The sequence below is a fragment of the Mycobacterium sp. genome (assembly GCF_965229105.1).
Classification (GTDB): domain Bacteria; phylum Actinomycetota; class Actinomycetes; order Mycobacteriales; family Mycobacteriaceae; genus Mycobacterium.
In genome coordinates, this window is record NZ_OZ245858.1 from 1,366,422 (window position 1) to 1,387,156 (window position 20,735).

Below are 20,735 nucleotides of genomic sequence, written 5' to 3' on the forward strand. Positions count from 1 at the left end.
AGCCTCAGATAAGGCGCATTAGACCACCGCGCTACGCCACCCGGAGCCCAGCAGTGACCACACGGTCACTGCTTTTGTCATTTCAGGGCACCGGAGCTTTTCGCGGGTTGCCCTGATCACCATCACAGGAAGCCCGAGATCGTGACCATCACCAACAGCACTGTTGTCGAGAGCACCTCCGATCAGCGGATCGTGTCCTTTCGTGCCGTTCCGGCACCCGATCAGATGCGTGCGGAACTTCCGCTCACGCAGGACGGTGCCGCTGCAGTGCGGCGCCATCGTGACGAGATCACCGACATCCTGGCCGGTCGTGATGACCGACTCCTCGTGATCGTCGGGCCCTGCTCGGTGCACGACCCGATAGCAGCTCTGGACTATGCGCATCGGTTGGCTCCCCTGGCGCGTCGCTACGCCGATCAATTGAAGATCGTCATGCGCGTCTACTTCGAGAAACCACGCACCACGGTCGGCTGGAAGGGGCTGATCAACGATCCCGGGATGGACGGCAGCTACGACGTCGAACGGGGCCTGCGCACCGCACGAGCGCTGTTACTCGACATCAACGCCCTCGGCCTGGCCGTCGGCGGCGAATTCCTCGAACCCACCAGCCCGCAGTACATCGCCGACACCATCGCGTGGGGAGCGATCGGGGCCCGAACCACCGAGTCGCAGATTCATCGCCAGCTTGCCTCGGGGCTCTCGATGCCGGTCGGGTTCAAGAACGGCACCGATGGAAACGTCCAAGCCGCCATCGATGGGGTGAAAGCGGCTGCGGCGCAGCACGTTTTCTTCGGTATCGATGGTCTGGGTCGGGGTGCGGTCGTTGAGACGGCAGGCAACCCCGATTGTCACCTGATTCTGCGAGGCGGCTCGACCGGCCCGAACTACGACGCCGATTCGGTTGCGGAGGCCATTGACAGCCTGGCTGCCGCGCGGCTGCCAGGTCGGGTGATGATCGACTGCTCGCACGCCAACTCGGGCAAAGATCATGTCCGCCAGGCGGAGGTCGCTGGTGAGATTGCCGGTCGGATTGCGGCCGGAGAGCGTGGTATCAGCGGTCTGATGTTGGAGAGCTTCCTGGTCGCGGGGGCGCAGCCCGTCGGGGGAGAACTCGTCTATGGCCAGTCGGTCACGGATAAGTGCATGGGCTTCGATGTCACCGCCGACGTGCTGGCGCAGTTACATCAGGCCCAGTGCCAGGCGCTGGAAAGCGATTAGGCGCGTAGCTATTTCGCTGCTGGAGCACCCAAAAGGGCCTGGTGACAACCATCGGCTATCGGCAGCGACTATTGTCCCTGGGCAACACACATTAGATCCGGGAGCCGTCATGCCAGCGTCATCTTCGAGGGAAGACCACCCCAACAACGCCCCTGGCGTCCCGATGTTGTTTCCGCCGTGGTTGGAGCGGTTCCAGATCAAATATGTGAATCCGATGCTGCGGCCGCTGTCGAAACGGATGCCTGGTTTTGCGGTGATCAAGCATCGCGGCCGCACATCAGGCAAGGAGTACGAAACCATCGTCACCGCGTACCGCAAGGGCAGCGTGCTGGCGATCGGGCTGGCCCACGGCAAGACCAACTGGGTGAAGAACGTCCTGGCGGCGGGCGAGTCGGATATCCACGTCGCCCGCAAGGACCTGCATTTGGTGAACCCACGAGTCCTGCCCGCGGGCACGGTCGATCCGACGCTGCCGCGGATGGCTCAGGTCGTCGCGAAGCGGTCCGGCGTTTTCGTCGCCGATATTGCCTGAAAGCCGTTTGAGCCGGCCCGTCCTCACCCGCGACCGTCGGGCTGGTCGTTGTTCTTTTGCGCGCCCTACCCGTGCACTCGATCGATCTCGATCAGGGCGCTGACCCGGGGTCGATTCCGGTCCGGGTATGGCTTTCCCTGATATTGCTCAGAGAGCGCGTCGATGTCCGTGAGGCCATCGTCATCGTGGATATCGACGACGTGGCCGATGACGGTGACGTGGGTGTACCAATCGCTTTGGTCGATCACGGTGAGTGACACTCGCGGATCGTTGCGCATGTGTTGGAGGCGCTTTCGACCGACATCCATGTTGACCAGCACGTGATCGTCTCGCAGGAGATACCACGTGGCAGCGGATACCGGTTGTCCGTCGCGCCGGACCGTGCAGATGACGGCTGGATTGGGCTTCGACAGCATCTGCTTGGCGTCATCTGTGAGTGGTGACATCTGATCCTCCTGGAGGTGGTGGGCACTGCAGGTGATCAGGGTGCCCGCTTCTGCGGAGTTGAAGCCACAGGGCGCTCCGTCAGTTCGGCGCGTCCTCGTTGGCAAGCCGCTGCGCGGCGTCATACAGCATTTGGGCGTGCAGGCCGAACATGGCGGTCAGGTCGATTGAGTCACCGCCGATCTCCTTGGCGATGAACAAACCGTCGGCGCCGGCGAGTGCATACAGCGTCAGTTGCCGGACTGCGGCCGCACCGAGATCGGGTGCGAACTGACTAATGGTCTCTGATATCTGCCGAGACGCCTGTTCGCGCACCTCGAGGAACATCGAACGGGCCCGCGGTTCGACGGGTCTGCGTTCCAGCGCCAGCATCAACCCAAGCCGGATGAAGTCCGGGGTGTCCAGCATCGCCTTGGCGACTTGCCTTGCCAAGGCGGCGAATCGGTCGCGGTCGTCATCGCCTGGAGGCATCTGCCAGGCGACCAGCCACTGAGCGAAGCTGCGCTCGATCACCGCGGCAATCAGGTCGTCTTTGTCTTTGAAATGCCAGTAGATCGAACTCGCGGGTAGGCCGCATTTAGCGCTGACCAACGCGATGGAGGCGCCCTCATATCCGCGCTCGCTGGCAATTTCCGACGCGGCATCCAGGATCCGGTTACGCGATTCTTCACCATTGGCGCGACGGCGACGGGGCTTACGTTCCTCGGCCACTTGAGCGGTTCTCCTGACATCTGTGCCTTGACTCACACTAGTCAATCAGCTTACCGTAGTGATCACTACGGTAATAAATCACCCTGCTGAGCTAGAAACGAGGTCGTCGTGACCACTGCACCGACGTACGACGTCGCCATCATCGGTTACGGGCCCACGGGTGCGACTGCCGCCAACCTTCTGGGCCAGCTCGGAGTCAAAGTGGTTGTCATCGAACGTGATCCGGATATCTACCAACGTGCTCGGGCGATCTCGACCGATGACGAAGTGATGCGAATCTGGCAGCGGGCCGGTCTCGCCGAGCAGTTGGCAGCCGACATGCTGCCCGATCGGCCCCTGCACTTCGTGGACGCGGGTGGAAACACCTTCATCGAACTGAAAACGCCGTCACATGACTGCGGGCACCCGTCGCAGCAGTTCCTGTACCAGCCGGCGGTCGACACTGTGCTGCGGGAAGGTGTCAATCGGTTTCACAACGTCGACGTGCTGTTGTCCCACGAATGCAGGCATGTGTTGGCCGCCGACGATGACGTCGAGTTGACGCTGGCAGACCTGACTACCGACTCGCTCATCCGCATCCGCGCGTCCTATGTCATCGCCGCTGATGGCGGATCAAGTCCTACCCGCGGCCAACTCGGTATCGGCTATACCGGGCGCACGTACGGTGAGCGTTGGGTCGTCATCGATACCGAAGTCCTCGAGCAGTGGCCGGGCCATGACAGCCTGCGCTTTCACTGTGATCCGGTGTGCCCGACCGTTGATTGCCCCACCCCGCTGGGGCATCACCGGTGGGAGTACCCGGCTCGCGGCGACGCGACGGATGCAGAATTGGTCAGCGACCCGGCGATCTGGCGCATTCTGCGCGGCCAGGGCATCACCGACAAGCACGTACGGATTCTGCGCGCGGTGATCTACCGCCATCACGTTCGGATTGCCGACCGGTGGCGGGTGGGCCGGGTATTCCTGGCCGGCGATGCAGCGCATGCGATGCCGCCGTGGATCGGACAGGGAATGTCGGCCGGGGTTCGCGATGCCGCCAACCTGTGCTGGAAGATCGCCGCGGTGCTCGACGGTTCGGCGCCCGACGCGGTATTGGATTCCTATCAGGCCGAACGGATGCCGCATGTTCGCGAGGTCACCAAGCGGGCAGTGCGGGTCGGCAGAATTATCACCGAACCGCGCCCAGTGCTGGCTGCACTGCGAAACACCGTGATGCGCGCGGTGATGAAGATTCCCTATCTGCCAGCGAAATTGCATGGCGCCATGTGGATTCCCGATGCCCGTTACCGGGATGGCTACCTGTGGGGCCGGGCACCGGCGGTGGGCTGGCAGCTGCCGCAACCATGGCTGATCGACGAGAAGGGCGTCGGCGTTCGCCTCGATGACGCTTTGCGGGGGCAGTGGGCTCTGTTGCATACCGGTGCCACGCTTCCTGTCGGCTCTCTGGCATGGATCAGGTTAGGCGCCAATGCTTTTCGCCTTACCGGACCAGAGGGCTACCCGGCGCCGAACACTCTGGTCGACGGTGGAGGCACACTCGTCGACTGGCTGACCGGCAAGGGGGCGCAAACCGTGGTCGTGCGGCCTGACGGATTCATCTATGCCGCAGCGGGTCCTGGGCAATCGCTGCCCAAACCGCCATCAGATCTTCGTCTCGCCGAGAAGAACCGCCAGCCTCAAGGAAGCGCCTCATGACTACCGCAACGATGACTGAAACTGCTGTCACAATCGGCGGCAGAGAGATGTTCTACGCCGAGACCGGGACCGGTCCCGCGGTGGTGCTGCTCCACGGTGGCGGCCCCGGTGCCTCCGGGGTTTCGAACTTCTCGCGCAACATTGATGCGCTCGCTGGTGATTACCGTGTCCTGGTACCTGACCTGCCCGGCTACGGTCGCTCCGCCAAAGGAGTGGACGGCAACGACCCGTTCGGGTTCCTGGCCAACAGCATTCGTGGATTGCTGAACGAGCTACACATCGACTCCGCGCATCTGGTCGGCAACTCCTACGGCGGTGCGTGTGCCTTGCGGCTGGCGCTGGACACCCCCGAGCGGGTCGAGAAGATGGTGCTGATGGGCCCCGGTGGTATCGGTACCACCCGTGCGTTGCCGACCGAGGGGTTGGGAAAGCTCTTCGACTACTACGGTGGGCAGGGGCCCACTCGGGAAAAGTTGAACGCGTTCATCCGCGAGTACCTGGTGTTCGACGGAGACGCAGTGCCCGACAGCGTGGTCGAGTCGCGTTATCTGGCAAGCATCGATCCCGAGGTGATCGCGAACCCACCCCTGCGTCGGCCTTCGGGGCCGATGGCGTTGCGCACGCTATGGCGAATGGACCTCACCCGTGATCACCGGCTGGCCCGGCTCACGACGCCGACACTGGTGGTCTGGGGCGCCGCCGACCGCGTCAACCGTCCCGCGGGTGGCCAGATGCTGGCTCGGATCATGCCCAACTGCGACCTGCTGCTGGCCGCGAACGCCGGACATTGGGTGCAATGGGAACGAGCGGAATTCTTCAATGGCGTCACCCGCGCCTTCCTGGCCGGGGGCGCGCAATGAGTTCGGTATTCGGCAACGTAGCTCTGGGCTACGTGGTGATCGAGAGTAACCGCTTCACCGACTGGCGCCGATTCGGCGAAGATGCCGTCGGGATGCACTGCGACGAACTCGACAGCGACACCATTCGTTTCCGTCTCGATGACCATCAGTGTCGATTCCTGCTGCGGCGTGGGCCGGCTGAGGACGTGACCGCGATCGGCTGGCGCCTCGATGATCACCGCACCCTCGATGAAGTGATCGCTCGTGTCACCGCGTATGGCCTGCCGGTGGTCGAGGGCAGCTCGCAGGAGGCCGCGCTACGAGGGGTGCAGCGACTGCTGCGGTTCCCCGGACCGAAGGGGCTTGCGCAGGAGGTGTTCACCACGGCCTCAACCAGCCCTGCGCCGCCGCGCATTCGGCACCGCGGGTTTGTCACCGGCGCGGGCGGTATCGGCCATGTGGCCATCACATCGACCAAACCCGATGCGCTACAAGCTTATTTCGGGATGGCGTTCGACGCCAGACTGACGGATTTCATCGACGAGACGATCAGCGGCATGAAAATGAAGATCCGCTTTCTTCGAGTCAACGAACGACACCATTCGGTGGCGATCGCCAATGTTCGCAGGCTCCCGATAGATCCGATCCGAACCCGGGTGCAGCATCTCAATGTCCAGGTCTCCGAGCTCGATGACATGGTTGATTCGTATCAGCGCGTGTCGACACTCGGCTTCGATATGGCGCTGGGCATCGGGCAGCACACCAATGACCGTGAACTGTCGTTCTATGCGAGGACCCCATCGGGTTTCGAATGGGAGGTGGGTTGGAATCCGGTCACCGTCGATGAAGACACCTGGGAACCCACCACGTATCAGGGCATCAGCATCTGGGGACACACCCGGACCGGACAGACAGTCATCGAGAAGCTGGCTCAATTCAAAACCGCTGCAGCGTCATTGACGCGCCGGGAGCACGTAGGGAGCGGTGCATGACGACATCAATTAATCCGCCAATTCCGCCAATCGCGGCGAGTGGTCCATCCCGGCGTAGGTTCCTGGCCGCCACCGGCGCCATGGCGGTAGCCGCGCCACTGCTCTCCTCGTGTTCCTCTACAGAGGCCCGCTCCGGGGAGGTGGGTGCTTCACCGGCCAAGCTCGCCCCACCTCCGCGCGGTACCCGCCCCAATATCGTGTTCGTATTCACCGACCAGGAAAGGTATTTCGACAGCTGGCCGTCCGGGATGAGTTTGCCCGGGCGGGAGCGGCTGGCTGCCAGCGGTGTCACGCTGCACAGCCATTACGCACCGGCTGTCATGTGCACCAGTTCGCGTGCGGTGCTGTTGACGGGACTGCAAACTGCCGATAACGGCATGTTCGAGAATGCTGACCTGCCCTACGTGAACGCCATGAGCACGACGGTGCCGACGATCGGTCACCTGCTGCGTAAAGCCGGCTATTACACGGCCTATCAGGGCAAGTGGCATCTCGATGCGGCATTCGACATCGCCCCACCCCAGCACGTTCTGACCGAACGGATGGAGGCATACGGTTTCTCGGATTTTGGGTTACCGGTCGATTCGCTGGCGCATGATCTTGGCGGTTACACCACCGACGGGATCATCGGTACGACCGCGCAGTCATGGCTACGCGACAAGGGGCGACCCTTGGCCGACGACGGTAAGCCGTGGGCGCTGTTCGTCAGCCTGATCAACCCGCACGACATCATGTACTTCAACACCGACGAACCCGGTGACAATGTCCAGGACACCGGCAAGCTACTGATGCACGCCGCCCGCGCACCGAAGCACGCGATGTATCAGCAGCGCTGGAACACGGCATTGCCCGCCAGTCTCGATCAGCCGATGGACCAGCCCGGCCGGCCGGCCGCGCACGGTGAATTCCTCAAGGCCTGGGGATATACACTCGGTGCCATCCCGCCGGAGCCGGCTCGCTGGCAACGCTTCATCGACTTCTATCTCAACAGCATCCGCACTGTCGACCAACAGATTTCGATGTTGTTGACCGAGCTGGACGACCTGGCTCTGGACGGAAACACGATTGTGGTGTTTACCTCTGACCACGGTGAGATGGCCGGTGCACACGGGCTGCGCGGCAAGGGACCCTTCGCGTATCAGGAGGCCATTCACCTCCCGATGCATATCGTGCACCCTGACATCAACGGCGGCCAGGACATGCGCGCGCTCACCAGTCATCTCGACGTGGTACCCAGTCTGCTCGCGATGGCGGGGGTGAGTTCGGAAGCCGCGGTCGAATATGCAGGCCGGCCACTGCCCGGCAAGGACTTCAGCTCAGCCTTGTCCAATCCCGGCAATGCCGACATTCATGCTGTGCGAAACAGCGTGCTATTCACCTATAGCGGGCTGGCCACAAACGACAGCGACGCAGTAAAGCTGTTCGCCGAAGCGAAGGCGACCGGTCAGGATCCGCGACAAACCATGGCGGCCAACGGATTTAAACCTGATCTAAACAAACGCGGCAGTCTACGGACGATGTTCGACGGCCAGTACAAATTCAGCAGGTACTTCGCACCTGCGCAACGCAACGTACCGACAAATCTGGACGAGCTCTATCGCTTCAACGACGTCGAACTCTATGACCTGCACGCCGACCCCAACGAGATGACTAATCTGGCGGCCGCCAAGGGTGATAACGCCGACCTTGTCCTGAAATGCAGCGCCGAGCTCGAGGCGGTGATCAAGGCGGAGATCGGTGTAGACGACGGCCGCGAGATGCCGAACTTCGCCGATATCGACTGGCAGATCGACAGGATGGACCTGTAATCCGCGGCGTCGAAAGTGCACAAAGTTGCACCCAACCTTGTCGATCAGCCAGAGTGCCTCACTGTCACTAGTCTGATCTGACGTTCATTCGAAGATCGACGAAGTTGGGGAAGAAGCGCCGTGGCATCCGTCGTGACCGCACCGGCACCCCCACGTTCCTTCACCATCGCCCTGGGGGCGATCACCGCGCTCGGCCCGTTCGCGATCGATACCTACCTGTCGTCGCTGCCGAGCATCGGCACCGAGTTCGCCGTGTCGCAGGGGGTCACGCAGCTGACCCTGACCGGCTACCTGCTGGCGTTGGGGCTGGGCCAGTTCGTGTCGGGTCCACTCACGGATGCCTTCGGCAGGCGTCGACCGTTACTGGCCGGGCTGACCTTGTTCGTGCTGGGCTGCCTGCTGGCTGCGGCGGCGCCGTCGATGGCGGTGCTCATCGCCGCCCGCGTGGTCCAAGGCGTGGCGGGGTCCCTGGTCTTCGTGGTGGCGCTCAGCTCCGTCGGCGACCGGGCCAAGGGCGATGCGGCCACCCGGCTTTTTGCGGCGTTGATGGTGGTGGCGATGACGGGACCGATCGTCGCGCCGGCCATCGGGGGAGTGATCGAACAAGTACTCGGCTGGCGGGCGGTGTTCGTCGTGCTGGCTGCACTGGGTGGTGCGGCGACCGCGTTGGCGTTCTTCGTCCTGCCCGAATCGCTACCGATTGCCGATCGAGCTCCCATGCGCCTCGGTCCGGTGTTGGTCATCTACGGCCGACTGTTGACCCGGCGGCGATTCCTGCTGCCGTGGGCGGCGATGTCGGTCGCGTTCGTCTTCCTTTTCAGCTACATCGGTGGCGCGTCCTACGTGTACCAGGGGCACTACGGTCTCAAACAGGCCGAGTTCGGGTTGGTGTTCGGCCTGACCGGAGTCTCTGCGCTGCTGGGGGCGTTGGCAGCACACTTCCTCGCGCACCGCATCAGCACCAACCGGCTTGCCGTCGTCGGTGCGTCAATCTCGTTCGCTGGCACGGTAATAACGTTGGCAGCCGCGTGGCTGGACCTGCCCCTTGCTGTGGTGGCCGGCGGGATCTTCATCGGCATCGTGGGGATAGGTTCTCTCGAAGCCGCCCTGATGAGCATCTGCATGACGGCCGCCGGCGAGAACAGGGGGTCGGCGTCGGGGCTGATCGGCGCGGCCCAGTACCTGCTTGGGGCCGCGGCAACGGCCGCGGTCGCGGTGGTGGTGGTACGCAGCGCCGGAGCATGGGCGACGGTGATGTCCGTAGCAGCTGGACTCTGTCTGATCCTGACAGCGGTGACGGTGCTGGCCCATCGCCGCCAGGACTGAGCGTGCACAGTCGGGCTTGAGGTGTGGAGCCCCCGGTCAGGATTGAACTGACGACCTTCGCTTTACAAGAGCGGTGCTCTACCACTGAGCTACGGAGGCGTGTACCGAGCCGCAATCGGGCTCAGCGCGTAGACAGCTTATCGGGTCACTCGTCGTGGTCGATGACCCGCTGCGACGGGACGGGGCGGGTGGTCGGGCGCCGCCCGAATTGGCGGGGCAGTGGGATGCGGTCGGCGATATTGCTCAGCGGGTTGACCACCTGGCTCAGCGTGGTCACGGCGTCGCGCAGTAAGTCGATCGTCGGTGCGAGCGACTCCAGTCCGGGCGCCAGCCTGTTCAAGGTGTCGGCCACGTCGGCGAGCTGTTCCAGCGGGCCGTCGCGCGCGGTCAGTTTCTCCACCAGCCCACCTTCGGCGAGAAGCCGGTCAGCCAGGCCATCCTCGGCCAACAGGCGCTCGACCAGGCCATCTTCGTCAAGAAGTTGATCGACCAGCCCGCCCGGCGCCAGCGCACGCTCCAATCCGCCACCTTCGGCGGTCAACCTGTCCAGGACGCCCCCGGGTGCAGTGGCGCGGTCGATCAGGCCGCCGGGGCGCATCAGGCGATCGATCGGGCCGTCGGGCGCCAGGGCCTTGCCCAGGGGAGCGTCATCGTCGATGAGTTTGGCGATCCGGTTGGCCCGGGCCACTTGCTCGTCGAGGCCGAACAGATGCATGACCGAATTCGGTCCGACCGGTGCGGCTGTCTCGCCAAGTGACTGCTTGACCAGGCCCAATGCCCCCTCGGCGATACCGAGACCGGCTTCGGTCGCGGCGAGCCCGATGCGCACCGGCGCGGTTGCCAGCGTGACGAGGCTCTTGCCGAGGTTCATGCAGGCAAGTCTAGGGGGAGGTGTTTGCGGGGACCGGCGGTATCGCCGACGTCGCACCGACGCTGAAACCAACCCTGAACCCGACTCACAGGAAGTACACAGGGACCATCCAGCGTTATTGCAAGCAACTAGGAGGACATTAATTGCTTATGGCAGCCCCATTGATCGATTCCAAGCCGGAAGCACGCGTGCTGGTCGTCGACGACGAGACGAATATCGTCGAGCTTCTGTCTGTGAGTCTGAAGTTTCAGGGCTTTGAGGTGTACACCGCCGCCAACGGCCCCGCCGCGCTGGACCGAGCCCGCGAGATCAAGCCCGATGCAGTCATCCTCGACGTGATGATGCCCGGCATGGACGGATTCGGGGTGCTGCGCAGATTGCGCGCCGACGGGATCGATGCTCCGGCACTGTTCCTGACCGCCCGGGACACCCTGCAGGACAAAATCGCAGGTCTCACACTCGGCGGCGACGACTACGTGACCAAGCCGTTCAGCCTCGAAGAAGTGGTCGCGCGCCTTCGGGTGATCCTGCGACGCACCGGCAGGGGCGTCGAAGAGCCGCGCACCGCCCGGCTGAGCTTCGCCGATATCGAGCTCGACGAGGACACCCATGAGGTGTGGAAGGCCGGCGAACCGGTGGCCTTGTCGCCGACCGAATTCACCCTGCTGCGCTACTTCGTCATCAACGCGGGCACGGTATTGAGCAAGCCGAAGATCCTCGACCACGTGTGGCGCTACGACTTCGGCGGCGACGTCAACGTCGTGGAGTCTTACGTTTCCTACCTCCGACGCAAGATCGACACCGGGGATAAGCGCTTGCTGCACACCCTGCGCGGTGTGGGTTACGTGCTACGTGAGCCGCGTTAGCGGTTAGCGGTCCAACTTCAAGTGACTGGCGGACAATAAAACGCATGCCCAGCCTTCGGCGACGAGGTGTCCCACTCCGGGTAGGCCTCGTTGCGGCCACCTTGGTTCTGGTGGCATTCGGCCTGTTGGCCTCGGGTATCGCCGTCACGACGATCCTGCAACACGACCTGATCGGCCGCGTCGACCAGACACTGATCGATGCGTCGCGCGGCTGGGCCCAGGCCCCGCGCCGGATGCCGCCGCCCCCGAACGAGGGCCCGAACCCGGGCCGCCCGCCGTCGAATTTCTATGTCCGCGGCGTCGGAGATGACGGCCGGGTCTGGATGGCGGTCAATGACCGCGATGCCGACCCTGAATTACCCGACGATAACGACGTGGGTCCGGTGCCGACCACGGTCGGGTCGATCGACGGGTCCCATGTCGAGTGGCGCGCGGTCTCGGTGCGCGGACCGCACGGTGAACTGACCACGGTCGCGATCGATCTGTCCGACGTGCAATCGACGGTTCGCTCGCTCATCTACGCCCAGGCCGGGATCGGCGTCGCGGTCCTGTTGGTGCTCGGCATCGCCGGGTACGCCGTCGTGCATCGCAGCCTTCGGCCGCTGGCCGAGGTGGAGCAGACTGCCGCCGCGATTGCCGCCGGTGAGTTCGATAGCCGTGTGCCGCAACGTGATCCGCGCACCGAGGTGGGCCGTCTATCGCTGGCGCTGAACGGAATGTTGGCCCAGATCCAGCGCGCGATGGCGTCATCGGAATCGTCGGCCGCGCAGGCCCGCACCTCCGAGGAACGGATGCGTCGTTTCATCACCGATGCCAGCCACGAGTTGCGGACCCCGTTGACCACCATCCGCGGTTTCGCCGAGCTGTATCGCCAGGGCGCCGCTCGTGATGTCGAAATGCTGATGTCGCGTATCGAGAGCGAATCCCGCCGGATGGGGCTACTCGTCGAGGATCTGCTACTGCTCGCCCGCCTGGACGCACAACGTCCGCTCGAACAGCGGCGGGTAGATCTACTCACGCTGGCCACCGACGCGGTGCACGACGCGCAGTCGATTGCACCGGCCCGCACCATCGCAATGGACGTTTTCGACGGGCCAGGAACACCCGAGGTCATCGGTGACGAGGCGCGGCTCCGGCAGGTGCTCGGCAACCTGGTGGCCAACGCGCTGCAGCACACACCGGAAACTGCGGGGATCACCGTGAGGGTCGGTACCGTCGGCGACTGCGCGATCCTGGAAGTTGCCGACAAGGGCCCGGGGATGACCCAGGACGACGCGCACCGGGTGTTCGAGCGGTTCTTCAGGACCGATTCTTCGCGGGCGCGCTCCAGTGGCGGCACCGGTCTAGGCCTGTCCATCGTGGATTCGCTGGTGTTCGCCCACGGGGGCGCCGTCGAAGTGCGCACCGAACCCGGTCGCGGCTGTTGCTTCCGCGTCAGCCTGCCCCGGTTCGCCGACGTCCCCGCTCACCCGGCGGAGTTCGACCAGCCCGCTAAGGAGCAGTCAGCGCAGCTGTGATCTTGGCCTGCGCCTCATCGAGTGACTCCGGGGACGGGCTGGTGTCCGCGCCGCTGATATCGAAATCGCCCATCGTGTACGCGGGGAAGACGTGCACGTGCAGGTGTGGAACCTCGAGTCCGGCAATCAGAAGTCCGGCGCGCTGCGCGTTGAAGGCGCTGGTCACGGCGCCGCCGATGCGCTGGGACAACGCCATGAGCCGGCCGAAGACTCCCGCGTCGACATCCTGCCATTGGTCGATTTCGGCTCGTGGGACCACCAGGGTGTGCCCCTGGGTGACGGGCGCGATCGTCAGGAACGCGACGAACTCGTCGTCCTCGTAGACGAAGCGGCCCGGGAGTTCCCGGTTGATGATCTTGGTGAAGAGGGTGGCCATGACGCCCAAGCATATGGGCGGCCGCCCCGAAGTCTTTTCGCAGCAACCTCACAGCCTCGATGCAGTGCCGTGGCAGCTTGCCACGAGACCGTGAGGACCATGACCGAACTGGCGCTGCCGTCGCCCGGCACTGACGCCAGCACGGATCCCGGACACACCGGGCAATACGTCCTCGACATCGTCATCCCGGTCTACAACGAGCAGGTGGATCTGCCGAGCGCCGTCCGCCGGCTGCATCGCTTCTTGGTCGACGAGGTGCCCTATCGGGCGCGGATCACGGTGGCGGACAACGCAAGCACCGATAACACGCTCGAGGTGGCCCGAGTGCTGGCCCGGGAGTTGCCCGACGTGCATGTCATGCATCTGGAGGCCAAGGGCCGAGGCGGCGCACTGTGCGCGGCATGGATGGGCTCGCCCGCCGAGGTCGTGGCCTATATGGACGTCGACCTTTCCACCGACCTGGCCGCCCTGATGCCGCTGGTTGCCCCGCTGGTTTCCGGGCACTCCGATATCGCCATCGGCTCCAGGCTCGTCCCCTCGTCGCGGGTGGTGCGCGGACCCAAGCGTGAGTTCGTTTCCCGCAGTTACAATTTGATACTCCGTGGGGTGCTTGGCGCCCGGTTCTCCGACGCCCAGTGCGGTTTCAAAGCCCTGCGCTCCGAGGTGGCGCGGCGGCTTCTGCCGTTGGTCGTCGACACTGGCTGGTTCTTCGACACCGAACTCCTGGTGATCGCCGAGCGCGCTGGGCTGCGTATCCACGAAGTCCCCGTCGACTGGATCGACGACCCCAACTCCCACGTCGATATCGTCAGCACCGCCCTGGAAGACCTGCACGGCTGCTGGCGGATCGGGCGAGCACTGGCCAGCGGGGCGCTGCCGGTGCGGGAGCTGCAGGCGAGTCTGGGCCGCGAACCGCTGGTGGAGGGTGTTCCGCGTGGGATGGTCGGCCAATTGGTGCGCTTCGGCCTCATCGGCATCATCAGCACGATCGCCTACGCACTGCTCTATCTGCTCATCCATCCCGTCCTCGGCGCGCAGGCCGCCAACCTGACCGCGCTGCTGCTCACCGCGATCGGTAACACCGCGGCCAACCGGGCTTTCACGTTCGGGATCCGCGGGCGGACCGACGCGGCGCGTCACCACCTGCACGGCCTGCTGGTCTTTGTCTTCGGGCTCGCGGTCACCAGCGGATCACTTTTCCTGCTGCACCGCATCGACCCGACCGTCGGCAAGGTCACCGAGCTGTCTGTTCTCGTCGTGGCCAATTTGGTGGCCACCCTCGCGCGATTCGTCGCGCTGCGACGGGTCTTTGCGACGCGCACATGACGACGACAACGACATTGCCGACGCTGGATAGCGCGCCGGATGTGGCTCTTGAACCGCCCAGGGCGCGGCTGTCCTACTCGTGGGCGCTGATCGCACTGCTCGCCGCAACTGCGGTCCTCTACCTGTGGGGTCTGTCGGTATCAGGCTGGGCGAACTCGTTCTATTCGGCAGCAGCGCAGGCGGGTTCGCAGTCCTGGAAGGCCTTCCTGTTCGGTTCCTCGGATGCGGCGAATTCCATCACCGTCGACAAGCCGCCGTTGTCGCTGTGGCCGATGAGCCTCTCGGTCCGGGTCTTCGGTCTGAATTCATGGAGCATCCTGGTACCGCAGGCGGTGATCGGGGTGGCCGCGGTGGCACTGCTCTGGGACACCGTGCGCCGGCCATTCGGCGAAATTGCAGGCCTCGCGACCGGTTTGGTGTTTGCACTGACACCGATTGCGGTGGCCATCTTCCGGTACAACAATCCCGACGCGCTGTTGGTGCTGCTGATGATCGCCGCGGTGTGGGCGATGCTGCGCGCGATCGGCGACGGCCGCACCCGCTGGGTGGTGATAGCGGGGCTCTGCGTCGGTCTCGGTTATCTGACCAAACAACTTCAGGTCATGCTGATCCTGCCCGCACTAGGGGTGGTGTATCTGGTCGCGGCTCCGCACCGGTTGCGTACCCGGTTATGGCAGCTGGCAACGGGTTTGGCTGCCGCCGTAGCCGGGGCGGGCTGGTGGGTATTGCTCGTGCAGCTGTGGCCGGCCAGTGATCGGCCCTGGATCGGTGGCACTACGCATAACTCGATCATGGAGTTGACGCTGGGTTATAACGGTCTTGGGCGGTTGTCCGGGGACGAGCCCGGCAGCACTGCCGGTCTGGCGCTTGGCCCCGCCAACGGGTCCAAACAGACTGCGGCGTCGTTGCATATGTGGGGCGTGCCCGGTATCGGTCGACTCTTCCAGCTGGCGCAGGCCGGCCAGATTATTTGGCTGCTCCCCGCGGCACTGCTGTTCGGTGCGGTGCTGTTGATCTGGCGAGTCCGGGCGCCACGTACCGACGGGATGCGCGCTCAGGTGCTCACCTGGAGTTTGTGGTTGATATGTACCGCCGCGGTTTTCAGTTTTATGGAAGGGATCTTCCATCCGTATTACACCGTCGCGCTGGCACCGGCCATCGCTGCGCTTGTCGGGATCGGCACAGAAGTGTGTTGGCAACACCGGCAACAGGTTTGGGGTCGGATCGCCCTTGCTCTGGCCGTCGCGGCCACGGCGGGCACCGCGTTCTTCGCGCTGAGCTACTACCCGCTCTACAGTCCGTGGCTCAAGTGGCTGGTGCTAGGTGTCGCCGCGATAGCGTTGGGCTGGCTGGCCCTGGCCCGCGTGGCATGGGCGGAGCGCGCACCGCTGCGGACCGCCGCTGTGGTCGCGATCGTGTCGACGGCATTGCTTGCCCCGGTGGCCTATTCGTTGACGACGGTGATTCAGGGCAACTCGGGCGGCCTGCCGTCCGCAGGCCCGACGCTGCGCTCACGCATGCGGGTGAGTTCGAATTCTCCGCTGGGCGCCCAGCCTGCTCAGATCATCGAGGCGACAGGTCCTGCCTTCCTGCGGCCCGTCGGTGCGCCGGGACGGCCTAACCATGTCGCGGGATGCAGCCTGCTGGACTCTGGCACACCGGCACCCGAGGTCATCGCGAAACTCACCGAGAATGCCGACAACTACCGCTGGGTGGCCGCGACGGTCGGTTCGATGTGCGCCGCCGGATATCAACTGGCCAGTGGCCGCCCGGTGATGCCGGTCGGCGGGTACAACACCACCGATCCGGCGCCGGCGCCGGATCAGTTCCTGAGGCTGGCGCTGGGCAAGCACATCCACTACTTCATCATCACCAATCCGGTGGAACAGGATAAGTGGGGACACCTCAACGATGCCGCCCTGATTCAGCAGTGGGTGCAGCGCAACTTCACCCCGATGAAGGTGGGCCGGGTGTTGATGTACGACCTGACGCAATAACCCCGCGGGAGCGTTGCGGCTCCCACGGGGTTACTGGTGAAGAAGTGTTACCGGTCGGCGTCGGTGTACCGGATGACACCGCGGATGTTGCGGCCCTCCAGCATGTCCTTGTAACCGTCGTTGATCTGCTCCAGCTTGTACTGGGTGGTGATCATGTCATCGAGGTTGAGCCTGCCCGCCTTGTACATCGACAATAGCTGCGGGATGTCGAAGTGTGGGTTGCCGCCACCGAAGATGGTGCCCTGCAACCGCTTCTGCATCAGGGTCAGCATCGCCAGGTTGAGCGAGACGTTGTTGTCCATCAGGCTGCCGATGGCGGTCAGCACACACGTGCCGCCCTTGGAGGTCAGGTTGACGTAGGTGTCGACGTCTGCGCCCTTGAGCTCGCCTACGGTGACGATGACCTGCTTGGACATCAGTCCCCAGGTGACTTCGGCGATACCGGCGAATGCTGAGTCGGTGTCGGGGTAGGCGTGCGTGGCACCGAACTTCAGTGCTGCGTCACGCTTCCACTCCACCGGCTCGATGACGAAGATGTTGCGAGCACCCGCGTTCGCCGCGCCCTGCACTGCCGACATGCCGACACCGCCGACGCCGATGACCGTGACGTCATCGCCAGGCCGGATATCGCCGGCCTTGACCGCAGAGCCGTAACCCGTCGTGACACCGCAGCCCACCAGGCAGGCGACCTCGAACGGGATCGACTTGTCGATCTTCACCACGGAGCTCTTGTGCACCACCATGTACGGGCTGAAGGTGCCCAGCAGCGTCATCGGGAAGACGGGCTGGCCCTTGGCCGTGATGCGGTGGGTGTTGTCGGAGACTGCCATGCCGCCGAGCAGGCCCGCGCCCAGATCGCACAGGTTGCGCATACCGGCCTGACAGGACGGACACCGCCCGCACGACGGGATGAACGATAGTACGACGTGGTCGCCCACCTCGATATCCTCGACACCGGGGCCGACCTCGGTGACGATGCCCGCGCCCTCATGGCCGCCGAGCACCGGGAAACCCATCATCGGGATGTCGCCAGTCACCAGGTGGTGATCGGAATGGCACATGCCCGACGCTTCCATCTGGATCTTGACCTCGTCCTTGACGGGGTCACCGATCTCGATCTCCTCGATCGACCACGGCTGGTTGAACTCCCAGATGAGAGCACCTTTTGTCTTCATCAGTACGTGCCTTCCGCTAGAGCCAGTGAAGCCAGACTAGAGCCATTAGTTAGTTCCGTCACAAGCACCCCCAAGCAACTGCTCGGTCGGGAGCTCACCAGATGGGAACGGGGCTCTGGCCGAGGGGGTAGTAACCCGGCAATTTCTCGCCGGCGATGCTGCGCTCGATGCGCTTCTGCATGGTCGGGGTCAGGTCGCCGCTCTCGATCAGCTTGATGAAGGCCTTCTGCACATGACCGAAGTCGAAGAAGTCGCGCTGCCATTCGATCTTCAGATCGTCGTTCAGCCGGAACCAGCTGCCGCCGATGCCGTAGATCTCGTCGCGGGTTCCGTCGCCCTTGTTGGCGACCTGCTTCCAGAACCCCACGATCTCGCCGAGCTTCTCGTCGATCAGCACCTTCTGGTACTCATAGACCCAGTTCTCCAGGCCTTCCATCTCCAGGCCCAGGGCGACGTCGCGGATTTCGTCTTTCCCGACACACATCACGTCCTCCTTGGGACCGATGTTCCAGCCGTAGGTGGCGTCGTCGGTGTAGAACTCCGCAAGCAGTTTCCAGTCGCCCGCTGCCTCGCCATCTTTGTTGGCCTGCAGCCAGCGTTCGACCCAGTCCTCTAACTCTTGCCGTGACGCCATTGTCAGTCCTTCTCTCGAATGGATATTGCTTGTGTGGGACACATTTCGATCGCCCGCTCGACGTCCTGGCGGATGTCGTCGGGTGGTTCTGAATCGAGAATCTCGACGACGCCGCGTTTGGGCACCGAGAACACGTCCGGCGCCTCGAGCTCACACATGGCGTGGCCCTGGCACAGGTCCTCGTCGAGTTCCACCCGATAACAGCCCATCAGTTCAGGCCTTGACTCGCCTGCGGGAGTAGCGCACCTTGGCCGGCTGGGCCAACTGCACGACCATTTTGGAGTGGTCGTTCTGGTAGCTCTCCGACGGTTGGGACATCTCGAACTCGTACTCGCGCAGCAGCACCGAGAAGATCGCTTTGATCTGCATCTGCGCGAATGCCGCGCCGACGCAGCGGTGTTTACCCGCGCCGAACGGGATCCACGTCCAGCGGTTGATCAGATCTTCCTGCCGTGGCTTCTCGTAACGGTCGGGCTCGAAGTCGTCCGGGTTGGGGAAGTCCTCGGGAATCCGGTTCGAGATCGCCGGCGATGCGGCCACCATCTGACCTTTGTGGATCGGGAAGCCCGCCACTTCGAACTCGTCCTGGGCGACGCGCATCAGGATGATGAGCGGCGGATGCAGACGCAGCGTTTCCTTCAGCGAGTTGTCGAGCTTCGGGATCTGGCGCAGCGCATGGAAACTCACCTCTTGGCCGTCGGCGTAGAGGTCGTCCAGTTCCTGCTGAACCTGGGCATAGATCTCGGGGTGGCGCAGCAACTCGATCAGCGTCCACGACGAGGTGCCCGAGCTGGTGTGGTGACCCGCGAACATCAGTGAGATGAACATGCCGGTCACCTCGTTGGCGGAGAAGCGGGGATTGCCCTCGTCGTCCTTGATCGAGACCAGGACGTCGAGCAGGTCGCGGTCTTCCTTGCCCTGAGGTGGGTTGGCGATGCGCCCGTCCATGATCTCCTGCACCAGCGCAACGAGGTTGACGCGTGACTCGTCACGAATCCGGAAACTCTCGATGGGCAGGTAGGGGTCGACGTAGCACAGGGGGTCAGTGCCGCGTTCGAGTTGGTGGTAGTAGTGCGCGAACCGACTGTCGAGCTGCTGGCGGAACTTCAGCCCGATCAGACACGCCGTCGAGGTGTAGATGGTCAGCTCGGAGAAGAAGTCCAGCAGCTCGATCTCGCCTTCATCGCCCCAGTCGGCGATGATCTTGTTGACTTCGTTCTCGATGGTGGCCGCGTGGCCTTTCATCTGCTCGCCGCGTAATGCGGTGTTGTGCAGCATCTCGGCCCGCCGCTCGGGGTCGGCGTCGAACACCACACCCTCACCGAAGATCGGCGTCATGAACGGGTAGGCCTCTGCCTGGTTGAGATCGCTGTCGCTGGAGCGGAAGAAGAATTCGTTGGCCTCGGCACCGGACAGCATCACCACCTGCTTATCGGCGAGCTGGAACCATCCGGCGTCGCCGCACTCGTCGCGGATGCGCTGCATCAGGCCGATCGGGTCGGTCCGGAACTCTTCGAGGTGGCCGTGTTCCTCGCCCTCTCCACCGGAAACGCGTTGTACTTCTTTAGTGATGGTCATGACGGCATTCCCTCCTCGCCAAGGGCGAGCTTCTGGCGATCTTTCGTGGTGGCCAAGGGGGCCTCTGGCTGCAATTCCATGTTGGCGATGAATCCGCCGCGTGGTGTCTCCGCGACAAAGCTGATGGCGCGGGCCAGATCCGAGGCGCGCAGGAAATAATCGTGGCGGGCCTGACCCCACTTGGCCCAGTCTTCCAGTGCAGGGCCGATGGACTCGGCGGGCAGACTCCAACCCATCGAGGTTTTCGTCGGGCCCGGGTGCACGATCGATGCCCGGACGCCGGTGCCTTCGAGTTCCATCTGGTAGTTGGTCACCATCGCGACCAACGCAGCCTTGGCCGCTCCGTAGGCCCCCATGTGCGGACGCTGCCGCAGTGCGACATCGGATCCGACGAAGATCAGATCACCGCGTTGGCGCTCGATCATGCCCGGTAACACCGCGCCGGCAAGGCGATTGGCGCCGACCAGATGGATCTGCAGCTGTGAGTTGAAGTCGTCGCTGCTGATATCGGCGAGCTTGCCGAAGTACGTGTCACCGGCGCCGGCGACCAGCACCTCGATCTCGCCGAGGGCTTCGACAGACTGGGAGACAAACGATTTCACCGAATTCGGGTCGGTTACATCGAGGTGGAATCCGACCGCTTCGCCGCCGTCGGCGCGGATCTTGCCGACGAGGTCATCGAGCTTCTCCACCCGGCGGGCGCCGAGCGCGACCGGAAAGCCACGCGCCGCGAGTTCGATGGCGGTGGCTTCTCCGATGCCGGCTGACGCGCCGGCCACGATGGCAGGTCGGCGTTCGGGTAGTGGTGCGAAACGGGGCATAGTATCTGG

Annotated in this window: 20 protein-coding genes and 1 tRNA gene; 11 read left to right on the forward strand and 10 right to left on the reverse strand. The window is 63.9% G+C overall.

Annotated features, from left to right (window positions below):
- Positions 1-141 precede the first annotated feature (141 nt).
- Together ADBZ9O_RS06605 and ADBZ9O_RS06610 are read left to right on the forward strand one after the other, a co-directional pair.
- Positions 142-1,218: a 3-deoxy-7-phosphoheptulonate synthase gene (locus tag ADBZ9O_RS06605; protein ID WP_526529535.1), complete on the forward strand. Its 1,077-nt coding sequence runs from the start codon at positions 142-144 to the stop codon at positions 1,216-1,218.
- Between the two features lie 109 nt (positions 1,219-1,327).
- Positions 1,328-1,750 (forward strand): nitroreductase family deazaflavin-dependent oxidoreductase, encoded by a 423-nt coding sequence (locus tag ADBZ9O_RS06610; protein WP_526529537.1) that lies wholly within the window; start codon positions 1,328-1,330, stop codon positions 1,748-1,750.
- A gap of 65 nt (positions 1,751-1,815) precedes the next feature.
- Here ADBZ9O_RS06610 and ADBZ9O_RS06615 read toward each other — a convergent pair whose 3' ends face one another.
- A complete protein-coding gene (locus tag ADBZ9O_RS06615; protein ID WP_526529539.1) occupies positions 1,816-2,196 on the reverse strand; it encodes a PPOX class F420-dependent oxidoreductase in 381 nt (126 codons plus the stop codon).
- Positions 2,197-2,275: 79 nt separating this feature from the next.
- Positions 2,276-2,905: a TetR/AcrR family transcriptional regulator gene (locus ADBZ9O_RS06620; protein WP_526529541.1), complete on the reverse strand. Its 630-nt coding sequence runs from the start codon at positions 2,903-2,905 to the stop codon at positions 2,276-2,278.
- A gap of 108 nt (positions 2,906-3,013) precedes the next feature.
- Between ADBZ9O_RS06620 and ADBZ9O_RS06625 the strand changes: the two genes are divergently transcribed.
- The 5 genes from ADBZ9O_RS06625 to ADBZ9O_RS06645 all read left to right on the forward strand — a co-directional run bounded on the left by ADBZ9O_RS06625 (position 3,014) and on the right by ADBZ9O_RS06645 (position 9,565).
- Positions 3,014-4,600, forward strand: a complete 1,587-nt coding sequence (locus ADBZ9O_RS06625; protein ID WP_526529543.1) for an FAD-dependent oxidoreductase — start codon at positions 3,014-3,016, stop codon at positions 4,598-4,600.
- Entirely contained in the window at positions 4,597-5,460 is an 864-nt protein-coding gene (locus ADBZ9O_RS06630) for an alpha/beta fold hydrolase (protein ID WP_526529545.1), read from the forward strand. The genes ADBZ9O_RS06625 and ADBZ9O_RS06630 overlap by 4 nt, the downstream gene beginning before the upstream one ends.
- The gene (locus ADBZ9O_RS06635; RefSeq protein WP_526529547.1) at positions 5,457-6,431 is read left to right on the forward strand and encodes a VOC family protein; all 975 of its coding nucleotides are present in this window, start codon (positions 5,457-5,459) and stop codon (positions 6,429-6,431) included. The genes ADBZ9O_RS06630 and ADBZ9O_RS06635 overlap by 4 nt, the downstream gene beginning before the upstream one ends.
- The gene (locus tag ADBZ9O_RS06640; protein WP_526529550.1) at positions 6,428-8,239 is read left to right on the forward strand and encodes a sulfatase family protein; all 1,812 of its coding nucleotides are present in this window, start codon (positions 6,428-6,430) and stop codon (positions 8,237-8,239) included. The genes ADBZ9O_RS06635 and ADBZ9O_RS06640 overlap by 4 nt, the downstream gene beginning before the upstream one ends.
- Positions 8,240-8,359: 120 nt before the next feature.
- The gene (locus tag ADBZ9O_RS06645) at positions 8,360-9,565 is read left to right on the forward strand and encodes a Bcr/CflA family efflux MFS transporter (RefSeq protein ID WP_526529552.1); all 1,206 of its coding nucleotides are present in this window, start codon (positions 8,360-8,362) and stop codon (positions 9,563-9,565) included.
- Between the two features lie 24 nt (positions 9,566-9,589).
- Here the strand turns inward: ADBZ9O_RS06645 and ADBZ9O_RS06650 are convergent.
- Both ADBZ9O_RS06650 and ADBZ9O_RS06655 read right to left on the reverse strand, forming a co-directional pair.
- Positions 9,590-9,664: transfer RNA gene (locus ADBZ9O_RS06650), tRNA-Thr, on the reverse strand.
- Between the two features lie 46 nt (positions 9,665-9,710).
- Positions 9,711-10,436 carry a hypothetical protein gene (locus tag ADBZ9O_RS06655; RefSeq protein ID WP_526529554.1) on the reverse strand — a complete coding sequence of 242 codons (726 nt, stop codon included), beginning with the start codon at positions 10,434-10,436 and terminating at the stop codon, positions 9,711-9,713.
- Between the two features lie 149 nt (positions 10,437-10,585).
- Between ADBZ9O_RS06655 and ADBZ9O_RS06660 the strand changes: the two genes are divergently transcribed.
- Both ADBZ9O_RS06660 and ADBZ9O_RS06665 read left to right on the forward strand, forming a co-directional pair.
- Entirely contained in the window at positions 10,586-11,302 is a 717-nt protein-coding gene (locus tag ADBZ9O_RS06660; protein ID WP_526529556.1) for a response regulator transcription factor, read from the forward strand.
- A gap of 44 nt (positions 11,303-11,346) precedes the next feature.
- Entirely contained in the window at positions 11,347-12,819 is a 1,473-nt protein-coding gene (locus tag ADBZ9O_RS06665; RefSeq protein WP_526529558.1) for a sensor histidine kinase, read from the forward strand.
- On the opposite strand, the gene ADBZ9O_RS06670 is transcribed toward ADBZ9O_RS06665, so the two are convergent.
- The gene (locus tag ADBZ9O_RS06670; protein WP_526529560.1) at positions 12,794-13,195 is read right to left on the reverse strand and encodes an HIT family protein; all 402 of its coding nucleotides are present in this window, start codon (positions 13,193-13,195) and stop codon (positions 12,794-12,796) included. The genes ADBZ9O_RS06665 and ADBZ9O_RS06670 overlap by 26 nt on opposite strands.
- Positions 13,196-13,294: 99 nt before the next feature.
- Between ADBZ9O_RS06670 and ADBZ9O_RS06675 the strand changes: the two genes are divergently transcribed.
- Positions 13,295-14,521, forward strand: a complete 1,227-nt coding sequence (locus tag ADBZ9O_RS06675) for a bifunctional glycosyltransferase family 2/GtrA family protein (protein ID WP_526529562.1) — start codon at positions 13,295-13,297, stop codon at positions 14,519-14,521.
- Positions 14,518-16,518, forward strand: coding sequence for an ArnT family glycosyltransferase (locus ADBZ9O_RS06680; RefSeq protein WP_526529564.1), 2,001 nt, complete (start codon positions 14,518-14,520; stop codon positions 16,516-16,518). The genes ADBZ9O_RS06675 and ADBZ9O_RS06680 overlap by 4 nt, the downstream gene beginning before the upstream one ends.
- Before the next feature lie 47 nt (positions 16,519-16,565).
- Here ADBZ9O_RS06680 and ADBZ9O_RS06685 read toward each other — a convergent pair whose 3' ends face one another.
- From ADBZ9O_RS06685 to ADBZ9O_RS06705, 5 genes are all read right to left on the reverse strand, one after another.
- Positions 16,566-17,693: an NDMA-dependent alcohol dehydrogenase gene (locus tag ADBZ9O_RS06685; RefSeq protein ID WP_526529566.1), complete on the reverse strand. Its 1,128-nt coding sequence runs from the start codon at positions 17,691-17,693 to the stop codon at positions 16,566-16,568.
- 94 nt (positions 17,694-17,787) lie between these two features.
- Positions 17,788-18,327, reverse strand: coding sequence for a nuclear transport factor 2 family protein (locus tag ADBZ9O_RS06690; protein ID WP_526529568.1), 540 nt, complete (start codon positions 18,325-18,327; stop codon positions 17,788-17,790).
- Between the two features lie 2 nt (positions 18,328-18,329).
- Positions 18,330-18,536: a ferredoxin gene (locus ADBZ9O_RS06695; RefSeq protein ID WP_526529570.1), complete on the reverse strand. Its 207-nt coding sequence runs from the start codon at positions 18,534-18,536 to the stop codon at positions 18,330-18,332.
- Between the two features lie 4 nt (positions 18,537-18,540).
- Positions 18,541-19,905 (reverse strand): lanosterol 14-alpha demethylase, encoded by a 1,365-nt coding sequence (gene cyp51 / locus ADBZ9O_RS06700; RefSeq protein WP_526529572.1) that lies wholly within the window; start codon positions 19,903-19,905, stop codon positions 18,541-18,543.
- Positions 19,902-20,726 carry an SDR family oxidoreductase gene (locus tag ADBZ9O_RS06705; protein WP_526529574.1) on the reverse strand — a complete coding sequence of 275 codons (825 nt, stop codon included), beginning with the start codon at positions 20,724-20,726 and terminating at the stop codon, positions 19,902-19,904. Before ADBZ9O_RS06705 ends, cyp51 begins: the two co-directional genes overlap by 4 nt.
- Positions 20,727-20,735: the final 9 nt, after the last annotated feature.